The sequence below is a fragment of the Streptomyces sp. NPDC006610 genome (genome assembly GCF_040611575.1).
In the GTDB taxonomy this organism is placed as follows: domain Bacteria; phylum Actinomycetota; class Actinomycetes; order Streptomycetales; family Streptomycetaceae; genus Streptomyces.
This window is the reverse complement of the sequence record NZ_JBEXOP010000012.1, coordinates 24,838-47,618: the sequence shown is the minus strand read 5'-3', so window position 1 is coordinate 47,618 and position 22,781 is coordinate 24,838. Positions and strand designations below refer to the sequence as shown.

Below are 22,781 nucleotides of genomic sequence, written 5' to 3'. Positions count from 1 at the left end.
CCGTCCGGACCGCCGGGCCGCTCGCATCGCCGCACCACCCGGCCCGCCCACACCGCCGCCGTCCGGACCACCGCACCGCCCGGCCGGCACATCGCCGCCGTCCGGACTGCCGTGCCGCTCGCACCGCCGCACCGCCGCCGTCCGGACCACCGTGCCGCCCGGCCCGCGCATCGCCGCGCGCTCCCGCGGGCTCAGGGGCGCGGCGGGCGGCCCTCGCCGTACAGCCAGTCGTCCCAGACCGCGGTGAAGTCCCGGTCCGGCACACGGCGTTCCACGAACGCCGTGAAGTCCTTCGTGTCCGCGTTGCCGTGGCGGTGGGCGCTCGCCCAGGCGCGCAGGAGGGAGCGGAAGGCGGCGTCGTCGCCGAGGGTGCGGCGGACGCGGTGGAGGACCATCGCACCGCGCACGTAGACCGGCCGCTCGGAGACGTGTTCCGCGTCCGGAGGTTCGGCGGGCGGGAACGCCCAGATGTCGGGCGACGCCTGGCCGCCGTCGTACAGCGACGCGAAGGTCTCCTCGGCGGTGGGGCCGCCGTGGTCCTCCTGCCAGAGCCACTCCGCGTACGTCGCGAACCCCTCGTTGAGCCACATGTCCCGCCACGTCTTCGGCGTCACCGAGTCGCCGTACCACTGGTGGGCCACCTCATGGACGAGGAGGACGACGTCGGGGGCGCCGGGGAAGACGGGGCGGTTCTGGGTCTCCAGGGCGTACCCGGCGTCGGCCGCGCGCTCCACGATCGCGCCGGTGGAGTCGAAGGGGTACGGCCCGAAGTTCCGCTGCGCCCACTCCATCACCTCGGGCAGCCGGCCGAGCACCGCGCGGCTCGCCTCCGCCTCCTCCGGGTCCACGGCGACGTAGGAGGGATGCCCGCCCGCCATGCCCCGCTCGACGTCGAACCGGCCGATCGCGACCGTCGTGAGGTAGCTCGCCATCGGCTGCCCGGCGTGCCAGGCGTACGTCGTCCGGCCCCGGCGCGTCGTCTCGCCGCGCAACTCCCCGTTGCCGACCGCCCGCAGCCCCTCGGGCACCGTCACGGTGATGTCGTACGTCGCCTTGTCGGAGGGGTGATGGTTGCCGGGGTACCAGGCCATCGACCCCGTCGGCTGACCGAGGGCGAGCGCGCCGTCGGCGGTGGGCAGCCAGCCCTCCTGCGAGCCGTCGGGGTCGGTGACCGTCACGGGCCTGCCGGAGTAGCGGACGGTCACCCGGAAGACGGCGCCCTCGCGCAGGTGGCGCGGTGGGCGGACGGTCAGCTCCTGGCCGGCGCGGTGCCAGCGGGCGGGGCGGCCGTCGACGGCGGCCTCGTGGACGTCCAGGCCCTCGAGGTCGAGGTTCAGCGCGGAGAGGTGCTGTGTGGCGCGGGCGGTGACGGTGGCCGTGCCGGTGAGGCGGCGGGTGGCGGGGGTGTAGGAGAGGTCCAGGGCGTAGTGGACGGCGTCGTAGCCGCCGTTGCCCGCCTTCGGGAAGTACGGGTCGCGCACGCCGGGGGCGCCGGGAGTGCCCCGCACGCCCGCGCGACGGCCGCCGTCGCCGTCCCCTTCGCGACTGTCACCACCGCCGCCGCACGCGGCGAGGGTGACGGCGGCCAGCGGGACAAGCAGGGCGAACGGGACCAGAGGCACGGAACGGGGCACGTCAGAGATCCTAGGCAGGCGTGACACCATCGCCTACGTGCTCGACATCGGCTACGCCCTCTCCACCCGTTTCCCCGATCCCCCGCAGACCGATTACCGCCGCGCGGACGTCCACGCGCTGCGTTACGACCTGTTCTGCGGCGACGTGTACCTCGCCGACACCAAGACGGACCGGGAACTGTCCACAGCCTGGGGATGGGTGCCGGTGCTCGACTTCGCGTGGGCGCTGTGCGACATCGTGGAGCGGATCGACCGCGACCCGGCCGGCTCCCGCGCCGCCCGCCCGCAGCGCGCCGAGCTGGACTTCACCGAGTCGACCGACCGCATGCTGTTCGAGCGCCGCTTCGGCTGGGTGGACATCGAGGCCGACTGGATGCCTGCCGAGGAGCCGCCGCTCACCTTCTCCCACGCCGAACTGCGCCGCGAGTCCCGCGACTTCCTGCACGACCTCATCGCCGACCTGTGCGATCTGCACGACGACCTCGCGGAGAACCCGGCGGTGTGGACCCTCCAGGCCCGCTTCCCGCGCGTGAGCTGAGAACGGTCGCCCGCTACCCGCCCATCCCCTCCACCCGCACGCCGAGCTGGGCCGCCAGCAGCGGCGCCAGGTCCAGCAGCTGCCCGGCACTGATCACCGCTCCCGACAGCCGGTCGATCCCCCGCGCGATCTCCAGCGGAGCGGCCCCGCGCAGATCGACGTCCACGCACGTCACCCCGCTGAAGTCGGCTCCCTTCACCGAGCAGCCCGCGAACTCCACCCGCGTCAGCTCCGCGCCCGCGAAGTCCGGCTCGACCAGCACACAGCCCTCGAAGACGACGTCCTTCAGCCGCGCCCCGCGCAGGTTGGCGTAGTCGATCTTGCCGCCCCGCACCAGCACCCGCTCCAGCACCGCGCCGTGCAGCTGCACCCCGCCGAGCCGCGGCTCGACCACCTCCACGTCCCGCAGCGTCGCCTCGCCGAGGTCCGTGCCGACCCCGCGCATGGCGGTGAGGACCGAGTCCAGCACCCGCGCCCGGCGCAGCCGCGTGCCGTCCAGCGCGCATCCCGTCAGCGCACAGTCCAGGAAACGCGCGCCCGCGCCGTCCTGCCCGCCCAGCTCTGCGTCCCGGAACTCCAGCCCGTCGTAGTCCCCGTCCGGCTCCAGCCCGCCCCCGCCCCACGTCTCCCCTCCCGCACGCCGCACTTCCGGCCGCCGCGCCGCCCGCACCCCGCCACCGGGGGCGCCACCACCGTCGCCACGAACACGGCCACCGCTCGCACCCGGCCCTCGCCTCACCATCCCCCCATGCTGCACCCCGCCACTGACAATCCCGTCCCGCCCACTGCCCCGCCCCTCCCTCCCGCCGATGTCACATTCCGCGCCCCTGCCCGGTCCCAGCAGTGAAGCCAAGAACGAAAACGCGAAACGCAGCACGCGGGACGCGAGAAAGCGGCGAACCACAGAGGGAGTACGCCCATGCACCGCATCACCGTCGTAGGCGGCGGCTTCGCCGGTCTCACCGCGGCCATCGCCGCCGCCGAGGCCGGCGCCAGGGTCACCGTCCACGAAGCGCACCACACCCTCGGCGGGCGCGCCCGCACCGCCGACGCCCCCTACCGCACCAACGAGGGCCCGCACGCCCTCTACAACGGCGGCCCCCACTGGTCCTGGCTCCGGCAGCGCGACCTGATCGGCCCCCTCGCCCCGCTCCCGCCCCTCGAAGCCGCCCGGCTGCGGCTGCGCCACCACGGCGTCCTGCGCCGCACGCCGCCCCTCGCGATGCTGAAGCTGCTGCGCCCCGGGGCCCGGCGGGCCCCCGTCGACGCCGACTTCCTCACCTGGGCCACCGGGCAGGCAGGCGAGGAGGGCGCCCGCGCCGCCGCGCACTACTCGGCCGTCGCCCTGTTCCACCACGATCCGGGCTCCCTGTCGGCCGCGTTCGTGCAGGAGCGGCTGCGCCGGGCGACCAAGCTGCCGCCGGAGGCGCACTATCCGCGCGGCGGCTGGGGCAGCGTGATCGACCGGATGGCCGCCCGCGCCTGGAACCTCGGCGTCCGCATCGAGACCCTCTCCCGCGTCGACGCCCTGCCCACGGACACGCCGGTCGTCGTCGCGACCTCCCTGGACGCCGCCCGCCGGCTGCTCGGCGACGCCTCGCTGACGTGGCCGAGCGGCCGTACGGGGCTGATCGACCTGGCCCTGCGCACCCGGCGCGGCGACGCCTTCGCGGTGTCCGACCTGGACGCGCCGGGCTGGATCGAGCGGTTCACCGCGCAGGACCGCACCCTCGCCCCGGAGGGCGAGCAGCTCCTCCAGGGCCAGTTCCCGATCGCCCCGCACGAGTCGCGCGCGGACGGTGTCGCCCGCGCCGAGCACCTGCTCGACCTGGCCTTCGACGGCTGGCGCGACCGCGTCACCTGGCGCAGCGAGGCGACGGCCCAGGGCCGTACCGGCGCCGTGGACCTGCCGGGCACGACCTGGCGGGACCGTCCGGCCGTGGACCGCGGCGACGGGGTCTACCTGGCCGGGGACCAGGTCGCCGCGCCCGGCGTCCTGTCGGAGGTGTCGTTCAGCAGCGCCCTCACGGCGGTGTCGCTGGCGCTCGGACGGCGTGGATCACAGCCCCTTGACCTCAAGCAGGCTTGAGGTCGAAGAGTGGGTCCCGGAACCGCGCCACACGACACGGGGCAGCAGCCTCGCCGACTCAGGGGACTCCTCATGCACGCCGTCCGTCTGCACGCCTTCGGCCCCGCCGAGAACCTCGTCCTCGAAGAGGTCGACGATCCCGTACCCGGCCCCGGCCAGGTCCGCGTCGCCGTCGCCGCGGCGGGGGTGCATCTGCTCGACACGGCCCTGCGCGAGGGCCACCAGGGTCCGGCCCCGCAGCCGGTGCGCCTTCCGACCGTGCCGGGCCGCGAGGTGGCCGGCGTGGTGGAGTCGCTGGGCGAGGGCGTCCCGGAGGAGTGGCTCGGCAAGCGGGCCGTGGCCCACCTCGGGTTCGCACCCGGCGGTTACGCCGAACTGGCCGTCACGGACGCCGCCCGGCTGCACGAAATCCCCGACGGTCTGGACTTCGCCGCGGCCGTCGCGATGATCGGCACGGGCCGTACGGCGATGGGGATCGTGCAGTTCGCGGAGCCCGGACCGGGCGACGTGGTGCTGATCCCGGCGGCGGCCGGAGGCCTCGGCACGCTGCTGGTGCAGTACGCGAAGAACGCGGGCGCGACCGTGATCGGCCTGGCCGGCGGCCCCGCGAAGACGGCGCGGGTCGCGGCGAACGGCGCGGACGTCGCCGTCGACTACAAGGACCCCGACTGGGTGAGGAACGAGCGGGTCGCCGCGTACGACGGCAAGGTCACGACCGTCTACGACGGCGTCGGCGGCGACGTCGCCCGCGCGGCCGTCGGGCTGCTCGCGCCCGGCGGCAGACACCTGGTGTTCGGCTGGTCGGCCGAAGGCATCCGGGGCGGCGGCCCGCTGGTCGTGGAGGGCGTCACCGAGCAGGTGCTCGGCCCGGTGATGCTGGAGAAGGCGGGCGGCCCCGACCCGCTGCGCACCCTGGAACTGCGCGCCCTCGCCGAGGCCGCCGCCGGCCGCCTGGTTCCCGCCGTCCAGCGCTTCCCCCTCGCCGAGGCCGCCGCCGCCCACCGCGCCCTGGAGACCCGCGGCACGACCGGCAAGGTGGTCCTGGAGCCCTGAACCGACCGGACACGACCAACAAGCCGGCCCCGAAACCCCGAACCCACAGGCGCACGACCAACAAGCCGGCCCCGAAACCCCGAACCCGCCTATTGTGACCGGGTGATCGAGGTTCCCGCCGCGCTGGCCGCCACGCAGATCGAGGACAACGGCGAGGCGGGCCGCGCCTTCGTCGCCGCGCTTCCCGGCCTGGCCGCCGCCTTCCTGGACCGCTGGGGGCTGCGCCGGGACGGCCCGGCGATGCACGGCAGATGCGCCCTCGTCCTCCCCGTCGTCCGCACCGCCGACGCCGTCCCGGCCGTGCTGAAGCTGCAACCGCCGGACCGGGAGACCGTGGGCGAGCCGCTCGCCCTGCGCACCTGGGACGGCGACGGCGCGGTACGGCTCCTGGCGCACGACCGGGACACCGGCGCGATGCTCCTCGAACGCCTCGACCCGGCCCGCTCCCTCTCCCGCGTCGCCGGCTCCCGCGAGGCGGTCGAGGTGATCGCCCGCCTGCTGGCCCGCCTCACCGCCGTCGAGGCCCCGGCGGAACTGCGGCGGCTCGGCGACATCGCGCGGGCGCTGCCGGAGCGGACGACGCGGGCGCTGGAGCGGATCGCGGACCCCGAGCACCGCCGGCTGCTCGCCGACTGCGCGGCGGCGGTGCGGGAGGTGGCGGACGAGCCCGGCGACCGGCTGCTGCACTGGGACCTGCACTACGACAACGTCCTCGCCGCCGAGCGCGCCCCCTGGCTCGCCATCGACCCCAAGCCCTTGGCGGGCGACCCCGGTTTCGAGCTGTATCCCGCGCTCGTCAACCGCTTCGACCCGGACGAGATCCGCCGCCGCTTCGACGCCCTGACGGCCCACCTGGCCCTGGACCGGGAGCGGGCGCGGGCCTGGACGCTGGCCCGCGCCCTGCAGAACTGCCTCTGGGACGCAGAGGACGGCCGCTCCCCGGGCCCGGCGTCGCTGGAGATCGCCCGCCGCGTCCGCGCGCTCCCCGCGGGGGGCTGATCAGACGAGGCCGCGTGCGAGGTCCAACGGGTCGGTGTCGCCGCCCAGTTCGCGGTGCACGGCCATCACCAGCTCGGGCCGGGCGAGCAGCCGTTCCCCCGCCGGGTCGCCCTCCGCCCGCGCGGCCAGCCCCAGCCCGACCCAGCTCTCCGGGTCGCCGTCCCCGCCGAGGATGCGCGCGCGGAACGCCTTGAGCGCCTCGCCCGTGCGCCCGGAGACCAGGTCGACGTCCTCGGGCCGCGCGCCGCTGACGACGGCGCCGGGATCGTCGCGCAGCCGCTCGAAGCCCGCCGGATCGGCCAGCAGCCACCGCAGCAGCACGGCCCGGGTGTCGAACCCGCGCGCCGCCCGCCCCGGCACGATCGCCGGCTCGGCCTCCCGGCCGGCGGCGCGCCCCTGGACCGCCGCGCGGACGCCGTCCCGGTCGGGCCGCAGGTGGTGAGCCCGCCAGGTCGCGCGGTGGTCGGCGACGGCGAGGCCGGCCGCCGCGCGCACGGACGCGTCGACCGGCTCCGCGAGCCACGGCTCGATCCGTTCCGTCAGCTCGTCCACCAGCCGCCGCCCCAGCTCGGTGAGCCCCTCGGCCCGGCCGATCGCCCGCAGCGCGTGCGCCGTCTGCTCCCGCCACAGCGCGAACTCGAACCGCCCGAGCGGGTGTTCGCGGCCCCGCCAGAACCGGGTCACGCCGAAGAACGCGTACACGCCCTGGAGCAGCCCGCCGAGAGGGCGCGGGTCGTCCCGCCAGGGGGCGTAGTGCAGGCCGCCGGTCCGGTCGTCGTAGAGGGTGAACAGGTGCATGAAGGCGCTGAGTTTGTTGTGCTGGAACTCGTGCACCAGCGTCGACGCGAGCTGCTCGGCGTCGTCCGGGAGCGAGGCGAGCGCGGTGCCGAAGGCGTCCCCGGAGGAGGCGCTGTGCGGCCGGAACCGCTCGCCGCGCGGCCGGGGCACCACGGACACCAGCCCTCCGGCCAGCGCCCGGGCCTCCTCGCCGTCGGCGGTGCGCAGGATGTCCCAGGCGGGCCCGAAGAGTTCCTGCCAGTCGGCGGCGGAGCCGAGCGGCTCGGGCGGGCCGGGGGTGCGCAGGGAGCGGTAGGGGTCCATGTCGTCCAGGAGCAGCACCCAGTCACCGGCGCGCAGTTCGGCGAGGGCGTGCCAGTCGTCGCCGCCGATCGGCCGCCCGGCGACGCACACCCGCCCGTCGCGCGCGCGGACCTCGGCCACCTCGGGGTCGCCGGGCACGCGCAGGGCGCCGAGGGCCGGCAGGACGGCCCAACCGTGCCGTACGGGGATGCCGGTGCGGAAGTCCAGTCCGGCCCGGACGGCGGCGCTCGCGGCGAGGGCGTGGAGGTGTCCGGTGTGCACCCACAGGGGCGCGTCGTCGTCGGCGGTGCCGCGCAGCCGGCGCAGAGTGTGCGCCGCCCAGACGCCGACCGCGGGGTAGGCCAGCAGCCGCTCCGTCCCCGGCGCGTCGGCGGCCCGGGCCCGGGACAGCAGCCGCCAGCCCTCGCCGAGCGGGGGCAGGGGACCGGTCGGCGCCGTCGCGGCCGCGTCCAGCAGCGCCCGGACGACGAGCAGCCGCCAACTGCGCTCGGAGGCGCGCAGGGCGTCCACCGTGCCGGGGCCTCCGCCGCCGCCCATCAGCTCGTCGAACGACGCGGGGGTCAGGACGTGGGGCGGGGCCGTCTGGCGCATGGGAAGGACCTATTCGTCGCGCTGGGGGTTGTAGCCGCCGAGGCTCCCGGCCGGGTCGTCGATACGGCTGAGCAGCCTCCGCATGGAGCCCTCGGCGGACGGAACGTCCAGGGCCGGCCAGGCGTCCAGCGGGACTGCGCTGAGGTCGATCAGCTCGGACTCGACTCCGGACTTCTCCATGACGCCGTCCCCTTGATGGAAGTGTATGACTACGGTCGTCAACGCCCCGTTCTGCGGCACTTTCGACCTGTTCGTTCGTTGCACGACTTTAGTTCACCCACGCTGCCGGACACGCCCGGGAACGCCGGATTCGACCTGATCGAGTGAAGGCCGGGCGCACCGGGTAACAGGCGGCCATGGGGGAACCGGTGGGACCGACCGAGGAGTTGCGCCCGGGGCTGGACCCGGCCCGGGTGGCAGAGGTGCTGGTGCGCCCGTCGGGGCCGTGTCCGGGGCGGCGGGGTTCCGGCTACCGGGTCGGTCCGGCGCACGTCCTCACCGCCGCGCACGTCGTCGCCGCCGGGCCGGCGCCTTTCCAGGTCGACGTCCGCTTCGAGGCCGACCGCCCACGGGAATGGACCGCCCCCGCGCGGGTGCTGTTCGCGGCCGAACGGGCCGACGTCGCCCTGCTGGAGATCACCGGCCCCGTACCGCCCGGCGCCGTCGGGCCGCCCGTCTACGGCGCGGTGCCCGACGCCGACGCGACCCTGCCGTGCAGTGCCATGGGCTTCCCCCGGTTCAAGCTGCGCGCGGACCCCATGCGCCGGCTGGACGACGGCTCGCCCTCCCAGTACCGGGACTCCTGCCACGCCACCGGCGTGATCTCGGCGCTGTCCAACCGCCGCGAGGGCACCCTGGAACTCGCGGTCACCCCGCCCGGCGCCGACCCCGAGCCGGACCGCTCCCCCTGGGAGGGCATGTCCGGCGCGGCGGTCTGGCACGACGGGACGCTGATCGGCCTGGTCCGCGCCCACCACCGCGCCGACGGCCTGGGCCGCCTCGCCGCCGTCCGCGCGGACCGGTGGCACGAGTCGCTGACGGCGGAGGAACTGGCGCTGTTACGGCGGCACGCGGGGTTTCCCGAAGCCCCCGCCGCCCCACCCTGTCCGCCCTCCGGCGCGACCGGCCCCGGTAGTCTGGCGCATCTCCCGGACAGCCTGCCGATGAGCGAACTCAACGGCCTCGTCAGCGCCTTGACCGAGCTGCCGACGGTCCGCGACCCCACGACGCTCGCCATGGTGCTGAACAGCATCGACCCGGTGATCGCCGCCATGGCCCCCCGCTCGCCCGCCCTGCGCCCGGACGTCTTCTCCCTCGTGCGCACCTGCCTGCGCTATTCCGGCGCGCTGGCTCAATTCCTTGACGCGATACGGTTGTTGGAAGGCGACTCCACCGGGGTGGCCCGGGTGGAACACGAGGCGATGGAATTGTCCCGGCGCCATCGCCGGACCGGGCAGAGCCGCTGACCTGATATCGCGCAGCCGTGCGAGGACGGGGTTTCATCCCCGGTGGCTTGGGTCATCATCAGGAGGATGTCAGTAGCCAGCAGCCGTCAAACGCAGCCGGGGGGAAGGGGTTTGGCCGTCATGGAGCCGTCTGTGGCCGCCGTCGAGTCCAGCCTGGTAGATCTCGCGGGGGTATCCCTTGAAACGCTGCGCTCCATTGACAGCCGGGACCTCGCCGCGTCGGTCCGGGAGCTGCTGCCGGGACTCGACCACCAGTCGGCCAGCGTGGCCGGCGTCGACCCCGGCACCGATGGCGGCGGCGCGCGTTCCGCCTGACCGCGCGGGGGACCCCGCATGAGCGCTGAGCCGCCCCTGCAGCGTCATCTTCTGCCGTCCGACAGCCTGGCCGAACTGCTGCGCGGCGAAGGCGGCCCGGCCACGCTCGGCCTGCTGCTCCACGCCGAACGGAGCCGCCGGCTGCTGCTGCTGCGGATGCTGGACGACGCCGCGGACCTCGGTCCGGCGTGGGACCTGCTCAGTGCGGCGCAGCGCCGCGCCCCGCGGGTCGTCGACGACCTCCTGCTGTACCCGCAGACCGGCATGTGGCTGACGACGGCGCTGCGCCGACTGCGCGGCAAGACGGCGGACGACGGGGTTCCGGCATGGGTGGAGCTCGGCCACATGTCGGCCCTCGCGGCGGCGGCCGCGCTGCGCGCCGGGCTCGACTTCACCGTCGAGGTGCCCGTGCGGCACGGCAGGGCGCCGCTGCCGACGCTGGGCTGCGCAGTCCTCCCGGTGAGCGGTCCCTGGACGAGGGCCACGGTGCGGGCCCGCGCCGGACACGCGGTGGTGGAGGCGGGCGGCGCCGAGGTCGTCGTACCGCCGGAGGGCGGTTCCGCGGCGCCCGGATGGCATCCCGTGCGGCGCGTCGTGGTGGGACCGGCGGGCGAACGGCTCGACATCGCGCTCGACGACGTGGACCCGTACCGCACCTATCCGCTGCCGACGGAGCCGCGCCCGCTGTCCGCCGAGGCCGCGACGCAGTGGCGGGTGATGCTGGAGCGGGCCTGGGATGTACTGCTGCGTGACCTGCCCGGGACGGCCCGGGCCATGCGGCGGGGCGTGCTGTCGCTGACGCCGGTCCCGGCGGGGGAAAGGTTTCGGCCTCGCAGCGTAAGCGCGGGCGACGCCTTCGGGGGCGTCGAAGCCTCGGAACCGGACGACGCGGTGCAGCTGGCCGTCACCCTCGTCCACGAGTTCCAGCACACCAAGCTGGGCGGACTGCTCCATCTGGCGCCGCTGGTGACCCGCGGCCCCGTGGAGAGCACGGAGCGCTGGTACGCGCCCTGGCGCAACGACCCCCGGCCGCTGGAGGGACTGCTCCAGGGCATCTACGCCTTCGTCGGCATCGTGCGGTTCTGGCGCGAGCACCGCAGGACCGAGCCGTCGGCCATGGCGCACTTCGAGTTCGCGCTGTGGCGGACCCAGGTCAGGTCGGCGCTGGAGCAGGTGCACCGCCACCCCCGGCTGACGCGGCTCGGTGCCGCCCTGCTGGACACGCTGCGCGAGCAGTGCGACCGGTGGCTGGCCGAGCCGGTGCCCGGGGAACCGCTGGCGCTGGCCCGGATGTGCGCCGACGACCACGCCGGGCGCTGGCGCGCCCACCACCGGCGGCCGCCCGCCGCGGCCGTCGACGCGGCCGTGCGCGCCTGGCTGGACGGAGCCGGCGGCCCGCCCCGCGCCCTCGCCGCCGAACCCGGTCTCGTGGCCGACCCCTCGGCGCAGTGGCTGGACTGTCTGGTGATCCTCGTCCGCCACCGCCTCGCCGGCCCGGACGCGCCCGACGGCCCGGAGAAGGCGGCCGCCCGGGTCACCGGAGCGCTGACCGGGGACGCCCTGCTCGCCGCGGGCGACGCCGTCGCGGCACGCGACGCCTATGCGGCCCACCTGTTCGCGGAGTCCGGTCCGGCCGGGGCCTGGGCCGGCCTGGGCCGTGCCCTCACCGAGTCCGGCGCCGAGCCGAAGGCCGCCCGCCTGCTGTCACGGCATCCCGAACGGGCCCACGCCGTGCACCGGGCCCTCCTCGCCGCCACCGGCTCCGCACCCGACCCGCTCCGCCTCGCCACCTGGCTCGGCTCGCCCCCGGCCTGACGACGGAACGACACCCGGCGACCAGACACCACCGGGGCCGCCGACCCACCGCGGGCGGACAGCCCGGCCCACGCACACCGACCATCCCAGGCCGCCGCTCGTACCGACCGCGGCCCGCCCCGCACGGGGGCCGGCCGGTCACATGGGCATCGGATCGATGTCGCAGTTGGACCGCTGCCGTGCCCGCACCAGGGCCGTCGCCGGGTGGGGCGCCGCCTCCGGGGAGCGTAGACGGGGGGCGTCCAGAACCTGTTCCAGACGGGCCAGGGTGTCCGCGTGCAGGGCCTCGCCCTCCGCCTCGTCGCCCAGGGCGATGAGGTCCAGGGCGAGGTTCGCCGACCCGACGAGCGTGGTCGGGTGGTTCTCGCCCAGCCGGGTCCGGCACAACTCGACCGTGTGCCGGCCCAGTTCCCGCGCCTCCTCCAGCCGGCCCAGCGCGCTCAGATCGCTCGCCAGGTTGAGGGCGCAGGCGAGAGCGATCGGGTGCCCCTCCCCGAGCCGCTCGGTGAGCGTCCTCAGCGCGGCCTCGTCCAGCCGCAAAGCCTCCTCCACCTCGCCCATCAGCCGCAGCGTCACCGCGTGGTCCACGTCGGCGGCCACGACGTGCGGGTGGTCCTGCGGGAAGATGGAGCGGAAGCGTTCGCGGGCCTTCTGGCCGCGGTCCCGCGCCGCCTCCAGTTCGCCGTTGTGCCGCAGCGCCACCGACAGGGCGAGCGCGGCCATCAGGGACTCCGGGTGGGTGTCGCCGTAACGGCGGGTGAACTGCTCGAAGGTGTCGCGGCCCAGCGTCAGGGCGGTGACCTGGTCGCCCTCCTTGCGGCAGGCCTCGCTCAGCTGGCGCAGGGACCGCAGGGTGGTGGGGTTCCCCTCGCCGAAAGTGGTCAGGTAGCCGTCCACGACCGCCTGCTGCAGGGAGCGGGCGCCGACGTAGTCGCCGCTCTCGCGCACGTCCACGGCCACGCTCGCCTCGGTCACCAGCGCCTGCTGGTGGTCGCGGCCGAACAGCCGGGCCTTCATCGCGTGCGTCCGCCGGTCCAGCTCCAGCGCGCGCTGGAACTCCCCGACCAGCCGCAGGCTCACGCCCAGGTTGTGCGCGGTGACCAGCGTGGTGGGGTCGTCGTCGCCGAAGGCGCGCCGGGCCCGGTCGTAGGCCAGTTCGTCCAGTTCGGCGCCGGCGGCGAAGTCGCCCTCGTGGCGGCGCACGGCGGCTTCCAGGTTCAGCGCCACCAGCGCGTCCTCGCGGGTGTCCTCCTGGTCCGCGGGCGCGGTGCGGGCGTAGACCGCCTGGAAACCGGAGACGACCCGGGCGGCGTCGTCGTGGCGGCCCACCATGAGGTAGAGGAAGCCCAGCCACCACGCCATCAGCAGCGTCTGCTGGTCCTCCTCGCCGAACAGCCGCCGCCAGGTCTCCCAGCTCTGCTCCGTGAACTCCAGGGCCACCCGGTGGTCGCCCCAGTACCAGAGGTACTTGGCGACGTTCATGACCAGCTCGCGCACCCACGGCTGGTCGGACTCGATGGCGCGGGAGGCGATGACATGGCCGTACAGCTCGGCGTAGCGCGGCCAGTTGGCGGACTGGCTGGGCCCCTTGGGGTCGGCCGCGGCCAGCAGGGTGTGGGCCCCGCTGCGCATCCGCTGCTGCTCCTCCGGCGTCATCCGGTTGATCAGCACCGCCTGCACCAGGCGGTGCATCTCGATGGAGTTGGTCCGGTGGTCGATCCGCGCGAGGGAGTAGCGGTTGATCTCGCGGATCGCTCGGGCCAGCCGCATCGGGTCGTTGAGCGCCCGGTCCAGCTCGGGGTCGATCCGGGAGCCGCCGAGACCCGAGAAGATCGACCGGGAGATGGGGTCGGGCGCGAAGAAGGAGCACAGCTGGAGCAGCCGCAGGGCGGCCGGGCTGCGGGTCTCCAGGTGGTCGAGGGAGACGTTCCACGCGGCGGCCACCGGCAGCTGGTAGTCCGGGGGCGGGGAGACCTCGAGCAGTTCGCTGCGCTTCTCGTCGAACAGGCGCAGGTACTCCGACACCGGCATCCCGGTCTCCGCCCGCCACGCCGCCGCCTGTTCGAGGGCGAGCGGCAGGTCGCCGAGTGCGTCGGCGAGCAGGTCGGCGTCGGAGTCGGCGAGCTCCGCCCCGTAGGCGCCGGAGCGCCGCAGCAGTTCCTTGCTCTCCTCCCGGGTGAACACGTCCACCTCCAGCGACGGGCCCACCACGCTCCAGCGCCGGTTGCGGGAGGTGACGAGGATGGTGCCGCTGCCGCCGGTCGGGAAGTAGTCGCGGACCCGCTCGGGGCTGTCCGCGTTGTCGAAGATCAGCAGCCAGCGGGAGTACGGCCGCCCCTCGCGCAGCGCCTCGCGCACGGCGGGACCCGCGACGTTGGCCTCCGAGGTGGTGACCAGGCCGAGCCGCTGGGCGAGTTCGACCAGGGACTGGCCGATCTGGCCGGGGCGTTCGGAGGGGATCCACCAGACGATGTCGTACTCGGACTGGTGGCGGTAGGCGTACTCGATGGCCAGCTGGGTCTTGCCGACGCCGCCCATGCCGTGGATGGCCTCCGGCAGCACGGTGGTCGTCCCCTCACGCAGGCGCTCGGTCAGCCGTTCCAGCAGATCGACGCGGCCGGTGAAGTTCGGGTTGCGCGGGGGGATGTTGCCCCAGACGCGCGGCTGCGTCGAGCGCCCGCTCTCGACCGCGGGCGGCTGCGTTTGCGTGGTGGACATGTCCGTGGCTCCTTCGGAAGGTGTCTCGGAACCCGTCGAGGTCGACCCGTCGCCCTGTTCCCGGGCGGCGGGGGCGGGCACGCCCTTGGTCAGGCTGACGGTGTTCTTGCGGTCGTAGGCGCGCAGGGCGCGGGCGAGGCGTTCGGCGCGGGGCAGGAAGCGTCCGGACAGGGCGCGCAGCGCTGCGAGTTCGACCCGTAGGAACGCCACGTTGGCGCGGGTCACCCGCGGCACCGGGACGGCCTCCAGCGGGTCGTCGGCCGGCGCGGCGGGGTCGGTGAGTGCCCGCACGTCGTGCAGCACCCGAGCGGTGTCCCGGCGGCGGGACAGCGCCAATAACTCCTGGCGGTTGCCCGGCCCGAACGCGAAGGCGACCCCCGCCGTGCGCTCGGCGTCGCCGCCGGCCGGCCGGACGAGCCCGCTCATCAGCAGCTCGGTGAGGTGGGCGGGCCCGGCCCCGGGCACGGAGGCGGTCACCGCGGCCATCACGGGCAGGGTGAGCGGGGCGGCGGCGAGCCGGGTGGCGAGCGCGAAGGCGGTGGGCGAGGCGGCGGCGCGGAACTCCGACACGCGCTCCCAGGCGGGCAGCGCGCTGTCGGGGTCGGGCACGTCCTGCACCCAGGGCACGGCGCGCGCGGCGTCCGGCCGCTGCTTCCAGTCCCGGGCGCGGATGCCGGACATCTCCGTCCAGCCCTGGGCGCGCCCGGTGATCAGGTCGGTCCAGCAGGACAGGGACCGCTCGGTCATCTCCAGCACGGGCACCGGCACCACGCCGTCCCGCGCCAGGACGTCGTCGACCTGCTCGAGCGGGGAGGTGCGCAGCTCCCACCGCAGGGCCGGGTTGGGCGCCCAAGGGGCCTCGGCGCTCAGCGCCATCCGGTGCACGTCCAGGCCGGTGCGGAACCACAGCCGCTGCGGCAGCAGATGGAGGACGGCGAGCGGTTCGGCCCGGCCCAGCTCCCGCAGCAGCGGCAGCACCGCGTCCGACCGCCAGCCGGCCGCGAGCCCGTCGGTCACCACCAGCACGGCCCGGCGGCCGGAGTCGGCGGGCGGAAGCCGGTCCAGCCGGATGCGGTTCGGCTCGGTGTCGTCCGAACTGAGCAGCCGTACGACGGTGACGCCGCCGAGCCCCTCGTCGCGGGCGAGGCCCTCGGCGAGACGGGCGACGGTCTCGTCCCAGACGCGCAGCGTCATGTGGTCGTCGACGACCAGGACGACGGCCGGCCGGTCGGCCCGGTCCGGGGCCCGCAGGGCGCTGAGCGCGTCCAGCGCCGCGTCGACCGACGTGTCGTCATCGGTCGTGCCGGGCGGGGTTCGTGTGCCGTCGTCACACTGCATAAGCGCTCTCAGAGCGTCCGTTGCTGCCCGGGTACGGAGGGAGGCCCAAGGAGGAGTCCCGCAGTCCGCGGGCATGCGTGACATCCACGCCGCCAAGCGTGGCAGCGCAGCGCTGCCGGTGCAAGACGGAGAGTCCACCAGGGGGATGACGGAGGGGATCACATGTCGGCGGTCGGGATTCCGCCCCCGGTGGCGGTGAACGCACAAGACGGCCGGTGAGGCTGTCGCTGCGGCAAGCGTGACACCACGTCAAGGGCTCGCGCAAGCCCGACGCAAAGTACGCCTCATCGAGTAATCGCGACGTCACCGAACCGTTTTGCGCCCCCGTCCCCATCGCGCTACACCGGCCCCGGAGGCCCCGGCTTGCGCTCCGGGTCGTCGAGGAGGATGGCGAGGTGCCGGCCGACGTGCTGGTCCCACGCCTCGGGGCCGAGGGCGAGGGCCTCTTTGCGCCACTTGCCGACCCGCTCCACGAGGCTGCCGAGCCCCCGGTCCTGCAGTATCTCGCCGATGGCGTCCTGGAAGGAGGGATCGGCGCAGTCGGTGCGGTGCCAGACCATCGCCGGGACGCCCGCCTTGAGCCCGGCGCGCACCTCGCGGTTGCCGGTGCCGGACGGGTCGCCCGGCGGGGTGCTCAGCACCAGGCACACGGCGTAATCGTCCTCCTTCAGCTCCCGCTCCAGATGGAAGAAGTACGCCCCGTCCTCGGTCGGCCGGCTCCAGTGCGGGTGGCTGTCGGCGGGACGCTCGCGCAGCTGGCGCCACTTGTTGTGCCAGGGCCGGTGCCAGGCGGCGCGCTGCAGGCGCTCGAGGCTGCGCACGACGACCGGGTAGTCGAGGGCGAGCGGCGTCGGCAGGTTGGTGTCGGCCTCCTTGAGCCACCACTCGACCGGCTCGTTCAGCAGCTCCCACGGGAGGATGAACTCCACCATCACGGGCTGGCGCAGGTCGGCCCACTTCTCCTCGACCTCCTCGATCAGCGCGTCCACGGCCCGCGGCAGTTCGTCGCGGTGCAGATGCACGGTCTCGCCGCGCACGGGATGCCAGCCCTCGGGGTCGGACTGGCGCCAGTGGGAGAGGTAGTAGCGGTCCGGCTCGACCCGGTCCGGCTCGAACTGGATCATCAGATAGGCGGGCACCAGCGAGGGCGCGGGCTGCGGGAACTCCGAGTGCTGCCACTCGGCCAGTACGCCGTCCAGGCCCAGCTTGTGCGCCTGGCCGCGGGTGAAGCGGCGCAGCACCTCGGCGGCGTCGGGGCGGCTGTCGGCGACCAGTCGGTCGGCGCACAGGGCGAGGAAGGCCATGCCGGGCGGGAGTTCGCCGTCCGGGGAGTTCTCGCCGGCGAGCCGCAGGAAGACCTGCCATCCGGTCTGGCACCAGGCGGGCAGCTCCTGCACCCGGGAGCGGCTCGCGCGGCGTGCCATGGCGGACAGGTCCGGCGACCTCAGCGACAGCAGCACCGGCCGCAGCGGACCGAGGTCGGCGCTGCCGAAGAAGTCGACGGCCTCCCACTCGTCCACGAGCGGCCATAACGCGGCGACGGTCGCCGACTGCTGTTCCACGTACTCCAGGGAGCGCACCAGGCAGGCCAGCCCGTCGCCGACCCCCGTGCACTCCCGGACGATCTGCAGCAGCCAGGGCCGCAGTCTGTCCCCGCCGAACGGCTCCACCGGCGCGGCCAGCTCGCCCGCCAGCATCTCGCGCCATATCTCGCGGCTGCCCGGCTGCTGCACCGTGGCCGAGCCCTGCAGCGCGTCCACGATGGAGACGATCAGCTCGTTGCGGACCCGTTCGGGACTGCGCCCCTTCACCCCGTGTACCTCCAGACAGCCGGCGCTCAGACGGCCGGCGCTGTTCTCCAGATGGTGCCGACCAGAGTACGGCCGTGGGGTGGGGTGCGGCAGAGGCGTGCGCGGGCCCCGTGCACGCTGCGTGGCGGACGGTGACCGGATTCCGCCGCCCGCAATCCGGACGGCGGACCGGCGCTCATGTGTTCGGAGCCCCCTGTCGGATTCGAACCGACGACCTTCGCTTTACAAGAGCGGCGCTCTGACCAGCTGAGCTAAGGAGGCCTGCACACCCGCGTGCGCTGCGTGCGCGGTCCGTGCCCGTGCAGTGTACCCAGCCACCGGCGGGGTCCCGTCGAAAATTTCCGCGAAGTTCACAGGGGTGGATCTACTGACAGAAGTGGTGAACGCCAGGTACCGTCCTGACCCAGTTCACTCGCGTGGACCACTTCTTCGCTTCTCCACCTTCCTACAACGGATCGTCCGGCACGTTCCTGCCGGTAGAAGGGGGCCCATCACCATGGCCACTGTTACGTTCGACAAGGCGACCCGGATCTACCCGGGTTCCGACAAGCCCGCCGTCGACGCGCTCGACATCGAGATCGCGGACGGCGAGTTCCTCGTCCTGGTCGGCCCGTCCGGTTGCGGCAAGTCCACCTCGCTGCGCATGCTCGCCGGTCTCGAGGACGTCAACGGCGGCGCCATCCGCATCGGCGACCGCGACGTCACGCACCTGCCGCCGAAGGACCGGGACATCGCCATGGTGTTCCAGAACTACGCCCTCTACCCGCACATGACCGTCGCCGACAACATGGGCTTCGCGCTCAAGATCGCCGGCGTGAACAAGGCGGAGATCCGGCAGAAGGTCGAGGAGGCCGCGAAGATCCTCGACCTCACCCCGTACCTGGACCGCAAGCCGAAGGCGCTCTCCGGCGGTCAGCGCCAGCGTGTCGCCATGGGCCGCGCGATCGTGCGTGAGCCGCAGGTGTTCCTCATGGACGAGCCGCTGTCCAACCTGGACGCCAAGCTGCGTGTCTCCACCCGTACGCAGATCGCCTCGCTCCAGCGCCGTCTGGGCATCACCACCGTCTACGTCACCCACGACCAGGTCGAGGCGCTGACGATGGGCGACCGCGTCGCGGTCCTCAAGGACGGTCTGCTCCAGCAGGTCGACACCCCGCGCAACATGTACGACCGCCCGGCGAACCTCTTCGTCGCCGGCTTCATCGGCTCGCCGGCCATGAACCTGGTCGAGGTGCCGATCGCCGACGGCGGTGTGAAGTTCGGCAACAGCGTGGTGCCGGTGCAGCGCGACGCGCTCTCCGCCGCGACCGACAAGACGGTCACCGTGGGCGTGCGTCCCGAGCACTTCGACGTGGCCGGCGCGGACTCGGACCAGGGTCTCGCGGTCGTCGTCAACGTGGTCGAGGAGCTGGGCTCGGACGCGTTCGTCTACGGCACGGCCACGGTCGGCGGCGAGTCCAAGGACCTGGTGGTCCGCGTGGGCGGCCGCAACGTCCCGGAGAAGGGCAGCACGCTGCACGTCGTGCCGCGCCCGGGCGAGACCCACGTCTTCTCCACGTCGACGGGCGCGCGCCTCTCCGACTGATCCGGGTGTGACCGGGTGATTCACCCACACTGACGAAACTGGGCCCCGCGACTGGTCGCGGGGCCCTTTTCGATGCCGGAAGATACCTCGCACATCCGCCCTTTTCGATCACTGTTCGTCAACCCGCGCCGCGGAAAACCCCCGCACCCCGTCCCTCGAACCGGTGACCCAATGTCGCCGAATCATTACCGGGCGCTACCCTCACTCGCGTGAAGCACTCCACCACCCTCCCCACGCGACGCGGCCAGGGCCCCGCCCGCCGGATCGGCCGCACCCTCGCCCTCGTTCTGCCCGTCGTCCTGGTGCTCTCCGGGACCCTCGCGGTCACGCGGGTCCACTGGTCGGGAACCCCCGAGAACTCGGTGCTCACCGCCTCCGACGTCTCGCCCGCCGGCCGCGCCGCGCCCCGCGCCCCCCAGGACGTCCTGCGCGACCGCCTCCTGACCGAGCTCCAGGAGGAGAACCCGGGCGTCGCCCTCACCCACCTCCAGCGGGCGGTGGACGAGCGCCCGTCGCTGGCCCGCCACTGCATGTCGATCGCCCGCGCCCTGGGCCGCGCCGCGGTCGCCCGGTACGGCCCGACGGAGGCCCAGTCCTACGCCCGCCCGGTCTGCGACACGTCCTACGCCTCGGGCGTCCTGACCCCGCAGGGCTGATCCTGCCTCTCCTCCCTCTCGACCGACCGTCCCGGGCCACGCACGGGCGCCCCGCCCCCCCTTCCGCCGGACCGCCCGGATCCCGCCCCGACCGCCACCGGGGGCCCAGCGCCTCCGTCCGCCCCGCGAGTCCCCGCGCACCGCGCCGCCGCCCCGAGCGACGCCCGCCGCGCCACCGGACCCGCGGGGTTCGGCATACGGCGCCCCGCGCGCCTGCCGGCGTCCGCGCGGGCCTCACCCTGCGCACTCGACCGGGGATCAGCCCGCGATCGCCCGGGACGCACGCCGGGGTCACGCATCGCCGGCGTACGACCGGTCGACGTCCACGCGCCCCCACCATCCGCCGGACCCCGCCCCACCCCGCAGAAGCCCTCCACCCCACTCCCCGCACCCCACGCCCCACCGCGCGTACAGTGCAGGCCATGAGCGATCCGAACGCCGCCGTACGCCCGGTGCAGGCGGTCATCCTGGCCGGCGGGCAGGGGTCCCGGCTGCGGCCCTACACCGACGACCGGCCCAAGCCGATGGTGGAGATCCCCGGCACCGGCACGCCGATCATCGGACACCAGCTCGACTGGCTGGCCGAGGAGGGCGTCACCGACGTCGTCATAAGCTGCGGCCATCTCGCCGAGGTTCTTCAGGACTGGCTGGCCTGCGCCGACCTGCCGGTGCGCGTGACCACCGTCGTCGAGACCGAGCCGCTCGGCCGCGGCGGCGGGCTGAAGTACGCCGCCACCCGGCTGCCCCACCCCGACCGGCCCTGGTACGCCGCCAACGGCGACATCTGGACCCGGTTCTCGCTGCGCGACATGGCCGACTTCCACGCCGAGCGCGACGCGCTGGCCACCCTCGCGCTGGCCCGCCCGCGCATCCCGTGGGGCGCCGTGCAGACGGACGGCTTCGGCCACATCACCGACTTCATCGAGGCCCCGCCGACGACGTACGAGGTGAACGCGGGCGTCTACGTCTTCTCCCCGGAGTTCACCGCCCTCCTCCCGGACCGCGGCGACCACGAGCGCACGACCTTCCCGCACCTGGCCCGCGAACGCCGCCTGGCCGGCTTCCCGCTTCCCCAGGGCGCCTACTGGCGTGCCATCGACACCGCGAAGGACCTCCGGGAGGCGGCCCGGGAGCTGGCCGCCCTGGGCCGCTGAGGCGCCCGGCCGACGGGAGCGCACGCGAAAAGGGTCCCCCACTCCGCGGTTCAGCCGCGCAGAGTGCGGGACCCTTTTTCGTGCTCCTGCCCGGGACCTCAGCCGAGCAGGCCGCCCACCAGCCCCGGCTGGTCCGGCGACGTCGTGCCGCCGCCGGCCGAGTCGCCCGTGCCGGTGCCGCCCGGCGTTCCCGTACTGCCGCCGCCCGTCGTGCCACCGCCGCTGGACGTCGGACCCGTACTGGTCGTCGGGGCCTGCTGGACCGGCGAGGACTGCTGCGGCGGGGCCTGGCCCGCGCTGCCCTGCGTCCGGCTGGGCGCACCGCCCGTGAGCGCGCCGGTGTCGCTGGTGGCCCCCGGAGTGGCCTCCGTGCCCGCGGTGGGCGCCGCCGACGTGGCATCCTCGGCCGGCGAGGAGACGGACGCGGACGGCGTACCGCTCTCCTCCTTGCGCTCGGCGGGCTTGCGGGGCAGCGGCGAGCCCGGCAGCTGGTTGCGCGGCGCCTCCCCGGGCTTGGGGACCACCACCCGGTCGGCATCGCGGACGGCCCCGCCGAGCAGCGAGCCGACCAGCAGGGTCAGCCCCGCGACCACCGCGGTGATCAGGGCCCCGCGGCGCAGCACGAAGCGGCGCAGCTCCCAGATGTCCGAGCGCGGCCCGAGCCGCCGCCACGCCAGCCCCGCGAGTCGGCCGTCGACGGAGTACACGGGCGCGCCGGCGATGATCAGCGGTGACCACGCGGCGAGGTAGATGATGTCCGGCGCGTCGTAGGCCGGGACGCTCTTCCAGCTGACGGTGACCAGCAGCGCCGCCGACAGCAGCGCCCCGCCCACCGCGGCCACCCGCTGCCAGCAGCCCAGCACCGTCAGCACGCCCACGATCACCTGGGCGAAGGCGATCACCAGCCCGGCGCCGACCGGGTGCTGGAGCGCGAACTGACGCAGCGGCTCGGCGATCTCCCACGGGTGCAGGGTGTTGAGCCACTTGACCATGGAGCCGCGTGCGCCGCCGTCGAAGTAGACGGGGTCGCAGAGCTTGCCCATGCCGGCGTAGATGGAGATGCAGCCGAGGAAGACGCGCAGCGGGAGGAGGACGACGCCGAGGTTCATCCGGCGGCCGGGGAAATAGGCGTGCCGGGCCGGGTCGTCGGCGTGCCGGCGACCGCGGGGACGGGCCTCGCCGCGGCGGGGGTCGCCGTCGTGGCGGTCGTCGTACTCGTCGTCGTACCCGTCGTCGTAGGCCTGCTCGCCGTGGGCCGGGCCGCGGTGGGTCTCGTCGTAGGCCTGCTCGTCGTAGGCGCTCTCGACCCTGCGCATGGGGGGCAGCAGCCGGGAGCCGTCGCCGGGCGGGCGCGGCGAGCCGACGACGGGCGTCTCGACGGTCTGTTCGAGGTCGGGGTCGCGGCCCAGGTCGTGCGGGCGGACGTGGGACCCGCCGTGGCCGCCGTACCCGCCGCCCGCTCCCACGCCGACGCGCGGGATGACCCGGGTGGCGCCGGAGCCGGCGGACAGCTCCTCCGGGTGGCGCACGCCCGCACCGCGCACGGCCTGGAGCAGCCGGTGCGCGCCCGTGTCGTCGGGGGCGGACCGGCCGCTCCAGACGACGGGCCTGCGGCGGGCGCCGACGGGGGCCGGGATGCGGCCGGGGTCCGGCCCGGCGCTCAGGTGCCGTGCGACCCGCGGCGACTGGGCGCGCCGCGAGGACGCGCCCAACTGCACGCGAAAACTCGCATGGTTGACGATGACCTGCGCCGGATCGCTCGGCACCTTCACCATGCTCAGCGCGGGAGCGTCGTCGAAGCCGGACGAGCGGTCCCCCGTGGGTGTGCGGGGTGTTCTGGTGTCCACACTCATCTAACAGAGTGACGTGGAGTTAGGACACTGTCTTGACGCGCCGGAACTGTCCGGACCGCGTCAAG

General features: G+C 74.6%; 17 protein-coding genes and 1 tRNA gene. 10 read left to right on the top strand and 8 right to left on the bottom strand.

Going from position 1 to position 22,781, the window contains the following annotated elements; all coding sequences use genetic code 11:
- Positions 1–191: 191 nt before the first annotated feature.
- A complete protein-coding gene (locus ABZY13_RS12390) occupies positions 192–1,664 on the bottom strand; it encodes a M1 family metallopeptidase (protein ID WP_356629610.1) in 1,473 nt (490 codons plus the stop codon).
- Positions 1,665–1,671: 7 nt separating this feature from the next.
- On the opposite strand from ABZY13_RS12390, the gene ABZY13_RS12385 reads away from it, so the two are divergent.
- Positions 1,672–2,172, top strand: a complete 501-nt coding sequence (locus ABZY13_RS12385; protein ID WP_356629608.1) for a hypothetical protein — start codon at positions 1,672–1,674, stop codon at positions 2,170–2,172.
- Between the two features lie 13 nt (positions 2,173–2,185).
- On the opposite strand, the gene ABZY13_RS12380 is transcribed toward ABZY13_RS12385, so the two are convergent.
- On the bottom strand, positions 2,186–2,914 hold the full coding sequence (locus ABZY13_RS12380; RefSeq protein WP_356629606.1) for a pentapeptide repeat-containing protein: 729 nt from the start codon (positions 2,912–2,914) through the stop codon (positions 2,186–2,188).
- 177 nt (positions 2,915–3,091) lie between these two features.
- On the opposite strand from ABZY13_RS12380, the gene ABZY13_RS12375 reads away from it, so the two are divergent.
- From ABZY13_RS12375 to ABZY13_RS12365, 3 genes are all read left to right on the top strand, one after another.
- Entirely contained in the window at positions 3,092–4,261 is a 1,170-nt protein-coding gene (locus ABZY13_RS12375; protein ID WP_356629604.1) for an NAD(P)-binding protein, read from the top strand.
- A 72-nt stretch (positions 4,262–4,333) separates the two neighbouring features.
- Positions 4,334–5,314: a zinc-binding dehydrogenase gene (locus ABZY13_RS12370; protein ID WP_356629602.1), complete on the top strand. Its 981-nt coding sequence runs from the start codon at positions 4,334–4,336 to the stop codon at positions 5,312–5,314.
- Positions 5,315–5,416: 102 nt separating this feature from the next.
- Positions 5,417–6,313, top strand: a complete 897-nt coding sequence (locus ABZY13_RS12365; RefSeq protein ID WP_356629600.1) for an aminoglycoside phosphotransferase family protein — start codon at positions 5,417–5,419, stop codon at positions 6,311–6,313.
- On the opposite strand, the gene ABZY13_RS12360 is transcribed toward ABZY13_RS12365, so the two are convergent.
- Positions 6,314–8,005, bottom strand: coding sequence for an HEXXH motif domain-containing protein (locus tag ABZY13_RS12360; protein WP_356629598.1), 1,692 nt, complete (start codon positions 8,003–8,005; stop codon positions 6,314–6,316).
- A gap of 9 nt (positions 8,006–8,014) precedes the next feature.
- On the bottom strand, positions 8,015–8,185 hold the full coding sequence (locus ABZY13_RS12355; protein ID WP_356629596.1) for a hypothetical protein: 171 nt from the start codon (positions 8,183–8,185) through the stop codon (positions 8,015–8,017).
- Positions 8,186–8,361: 176 nt separating this feature from the next.
- Here ABZY13_RS12355 and ABZY13_RS12350 point away from each other — a divergent pair, with 176 nt between their 5' ends.
- From ABZY13_RS12350 to ABZY13_RS12340, 3 genes are all read left to right on the top strand, one after another.
- Positions 8,362–9,471, top strand: a complete 1,110-nt coding sequence (locus ABZY13_RS12350; protein ID WP_356629594.1) for a trypsin-like peptidase domain-containing protein — start codon at positions 8,362–8,364, stop codon at positions 9,469–9,471.
- A gap of 132 nt (positions 9,472–9,603) precedes the next feature.
- Positions 9,604–9,786 (top strand): hypothetical protein, encoded by a 183-nt coding sequence (locus ABZY13_RS12345; protein ID WP_356629592.1) that lies wholly within the window; start codon positions 9,604–9,606, stop codon positions 9,784–9,786.
- Between the two features lie 18 nt (positions 9,787–9,804).
- A complete protein-coding gene (locus tag ABZY13_RS12340; protein WP_356629590.1) occupies positions 9,805–11,601 on the top strand; it encodes an HEXXH motif domain-containing protein in 1,797 nt (598 codons plus the stop codon).
- Positions 11,602–11,739: 138 nt separating this feature from the next.
- On the opposite strand, the gene fxsT is transcribed toward ABZY13_RS12340, so the two are convergent.
- The 3 genes from fxsT to ABZY13_RS12325 form a co-directional block, all read right to left on the bottom strand.
- Positions 11,740–15,657, bottom strand: a complete 3,918-nt coding sequence (gene fxsT, locus ABZY13_RS12335) for an FxSxx-COOH system tetratricopeptide repeat protein (protein WP_356629588.1) — start codon at positions 15,655–15,657, stop codon at positions 11,740–11,742.
- Between the two features lie 338 nt (positions 15,658–15,995).
- Positions 15,996–17,468: a hypothetical protein gene (locus ABZY13_RS12330; protein ID WP_356629586.1), complete on the bottom strand. Its 1,473-nt coding sequence runs from the start codon at positions 17,466–17,468 to the stop codon at positions 15,996–15,998.
- A 187-nt stretch (positions 17,469–17,655) separates the two neighbouring features.
- A tRNA-Thr gene (locus tag ABZY13_RS12325) sits at positions 17,656–17,729 on the bottom strand.
- Positions 17,730–17,964: 235 nt separating this feature from the next.
- On the opposite strand from ABZY13_RS12325, the gene ugpC reads away from it, so the two are divergent.
- The 3 genes from ugpC to ABZY13_RS12310 all read left to right on the top strand — a co-directional run bounded on the left by ugpC (position 17,965) and on the right by ABZY13_RS12310 (position 20,863).
- Positions 17,965–19,053, top strand: coding sequence for a sn-glycerol-3-phosphate ABC transporter ATP-binding protein UgpC (gene ugpC / locus ABZY13_RS12320; RefSeq protein WP_356629584.1), 1,089 nt, complete (start codon positions 17,965–17,967; stop codon positions 19,051–19,053).
- A gap of 209 nt (positions 19,054–19,262) precedes the next feature.
- Complete coding sequence (locus ABZY13_RS12315) at positions 19,263–19,709, top strand: hypothetical protein (RefSeq protein ID WP_356629582.1); 447 nt, start codon at positions 19,263–19,265, stop codon at positions 19,707–19,709.
- Positions 19,710–20,131: 422 nt separating this feature from the next.
- Positions 20,132–20,863, top strand: a complete 732-nt coding sequence (locus tag ABZY13_RS12310; RefSeq protein ID WP_356629580.1) for a nucleotidyltransferase family protein — start codon at positions 20,132–20,134, stop codon at positions 20,861–20,863.
- Between the two features lie 98 nt (positions 20,864–20,961).
- Here the strand turns inward: ABZY13_RS12310 and ABZY13_RS12305 are convergent, their stop codons facing one another.
- Positions 20,962–22,716: a DoxX family membrane protein gene (locus tag ABZY13_RS12305; RefSeq protein WP_356629578.1), complete on the bottom strand. Its 1,755-nt coding sequence runs from the start codon at positions 22,714–22,716 to the stop codon at positions 20,962–20,964.
- Between the last annotated feature and the right edge of the window lie 65 nt (positions 22,717–22,781).